Origin of the sequence: Shewanella surugensis (genome assembly GCF_023284005.1) — a bacterium.
Taxonomy (GTDB): Bacteria; Pseudomonadota; Gammaproteobacteria; order Enterobacterales; family Shewanellaceae; genus Shewanella; species Shewanella surugensis.
Genome location: NZ_JAKIKS010000260.1, coordinates 1 through 2,629 on the forward strand (window position 1 = coordinate 1; position 2,629 = coordinate 2,629).

4 protein-coding genes are annotated in these 2,629 nt (G+C 40.0%); 3 read left to right on the forward strand and 1 reads right to left on the reverse strand.

Features of this window, described 5'->3' with window-relative positions; all coding sequences use genetic code 11:
- Positions 1-205 (forward strand): transposase domain-containing protein (locus L2764_RS26675; protein WP_248943363.1); only part of this gene is annotated, 205 nt, incomplete at its 5' end.
- 530 nt (positions 206-735) lie between these two features.
- Positions 736-1,038: a hypothetical protein gene (locus tag L2764_RS26680; RefSeq protein WP_248943364.1), complete on the forward strand. Its 303-nt coding sequence runs from the start codon at positions 736-738 to the stop codon at positions 1,036-1,038.
- 95 nt (positions 1,039-1,133) lie between these two features.
- Here L2764_RS26680 and L2764_RS26685 read toward each other — a convergent pair whose 3' ends face one another.
- The gene (locus L2764_RS26685) at positions 1,134-1,811 is read right to left on the reverse strand and encodes a DUF6962 family protein (protein ID WP_248943365.1); all 678 of its coding nucleotides are present in this window, start codon (positions 1,809-1,811) and stop codon (positions 1,134-1,136) included.
- Between the two features lie 507 nt (positions 1,812-2,318).
- Between L2764_RS26685 and L2764_RS28450 the strand changes: the two genes are divergently transcribed.
- A complete protein-coding gene (locus L2764_RS28450) occupies positions 2,319-2,534 on the forward strand; it encodes a transposase (RefSeq protein ID WP_376708509.1) in 216 nt (71 codons plus the stop codon).
- Positions 2,535-2,629: the final 95 nt, after the last annotated feature.

Sequence of the window (2,629 nt, forward strand, 5' to 3'; positions counted from 1 at the left end):
TGTGATTGGTCGTAAAAACTGGTTATTTAACCACAACCACCGTGGTGCAGAGGCGAGTGCTATGTTGTACAGCATCATAGAAACGGCGAGAGCGAATGGTTTAATCCCCTTAGATTATATCGCACACTGTTTGGAACAATTATCCTCTCCCAACTGCGACCTCAATAGTCTCTTACCCTGGCACGTTAAACTAAGCAAGGCGTAGTTCGCCGGACGCTCACATTGGAATTACTGAATTTAGAGATCGGAACAATCTAAATTTTGATATTGTTCACTCGACATGCTCTTTGAGGCGATTATAATTTAGTAGCTTCAGAATTGAACCTTATGTGCACCTCTTTACCTTTCCCGCAAATAGGTATGTAGTTAAATTATTTTCTTTGAAATACTCGCATCCATCTGTCGGTGATACCAATCATGCCTTCTCCGCTTTTAAAGAAGTCGAACTTCGCCATACTTATTGTAATGCGAGCCATGTACTTTAGAGTCTAAGCACTAACACGTTTTTGTCCAAAAGCGAGTCTCGTCGTGTTGCGTACAGATTAAAATAATCAGTCACGCTACATAAGCAAGTATGCCAGATGAAGTCGAGATTAATATGCTTAATCGGCATTCGCTATCGTTTTTTTAGCTCTACAAATTGACTACTACTGACAGGTCCTGACAGTCTTTTTTTGTATGCTGTTTGTAACAACTTTTTATAGCAAACATGATAAACAATACAAGGAAAGAAAAATGAACAGTGTGATAGAAATCGTGTGTTTTACGGTCCGTCCTGGTACGACGGAAGCTGATTTAGTGACCGCCACCCAATGCAGTCAAACCTTCATTGCAACGCTTGAGGGCTTTGAATATCGCTCGTTAAGCTATCTTTTGTGGACTGATGTGATTTATTGGGACTGTCTGGCTAGTGCTAAAAATGCTTGTGAGCAGTTTAAGGCTCATCCTGATTGCCAAGCTTTTATGGCACTGATTGATCCCAAAACAGTCAATATCGAGCATCAAGAAATCAAGATGTCGGCGTTGGCACAGAGCTAGTACCTAACTAATCATCATAATCAATCACAATAATATCTTCAAGAAGGCCGTGGAGTGCTGCAGTGACAATCAAAAGCAATGAACGCAAAAAAAATTTATTCTGCTTTTTTATTATCAGAAGAATCATTTTCATAAAGTAATGCTTTTCGTAGACCTAAGACGAACAATATCACGCCAACCATTTGGACTAGATGAAAAACGCCATTATGATCAAGTGAGAAAATTGATGTAAATAGTCGCTGTTGACTGGCTTGTATGCCAGCTGCCATGATAGTGACAAAAACAGCCGCGGCCATAAACCCTGCACCTTTGAGAAGACCTCGATAAGCTAACCAAAGATATCCTGCAAAGGCAAAGCTCATTCCTACTAATTCGTAAATAATAAAGACTAAAAATGTTTCCTTCCAAATAAACACAATACTACACGCAGCCCCTATGCTTAGCATGATAAATAATATGCGTCGAGAAGTCTGTTCTCCCCAAATGTCATTGATGGTCGCGATGACAAAGAGTACGATCATCATGGAAAGTGACACAAAAAGTGGGTACCACAGATAGTGGTAAAGTATTTGAGGCATGTCGAGACCATGGACAATGGTCCCCAAAAGAGATGCAATTGCGAGTAACGAAAAAACCCAAACCCAAAGCTTGGCTTTCCACTCATCTTTATGTGATATGCGTTGAATATAAATTGCTGAGGCGATCGCCAGAATTACCAACATAGCATCCGTTAAGGCCGTCATTTGTTCAATGGGGCTATCAATAAAACTCATTTTCTCTCCTATGCGATCTTCAAATACATCTCGATACATCAAACCATTACCGATAGAGGATCATTATAGTCGTTGTGGTTGAAAGAGAAGGGGATGTAGATAATTCAGCTAATAAAGCTAATAAAGCAGAGAGGAAGCGCCATTGAATACCGTTGAGTTAATGTTTGATTGGTCAGTCGAACAGGACGTCACATGATTAGGTTTTGAGCAATGAGTATATTCAGAGCCAACTATCTTGAAAAACACCGCAACATTGGAAGCGCTATTGAGTGCGGATGATTATCTGGAAATGGTCTCAATCGATTATAAAAGATCGTCCAGTCTATATGACGCACAAAAAGTCCTTTCAAGGACTTTTTCAATGGGTCAATATAATAAGTGGGAATGGCTGCTGCGTAGAATACTCAATCGACTCATCGCCAAGCCTGATGAAAGCGTATTAGCAAAACTTTTTAAAACAGCGATACTGAAGAGTTCTATGCACATCCTGGAAATGATAAAAAAGTCCTGACGAAAAATTATCGTGGCTTACTTAAATACCTGACTAAATACTTAGCTTCACCGCCAATAGGTGTGTCAAGAATAACCCATGTTATCGGTGGGCATGTTGACTATTACTATCAGTCACATAGCAGTAAGCGGCGAGAGTATGAATGCATTGATGTGTTTATGTGGAGGTGTTTATTGGGCGCATGGTGCAACATATCCCTTAGATTGCCATAATAACCGACACACTTTGGTATAGAAAAGAGGGTTAGCTGCCTATAAGCTTCAATCTCTCACAAAATCGGCCAAGGTTCTCAAATGAAAAACCAATA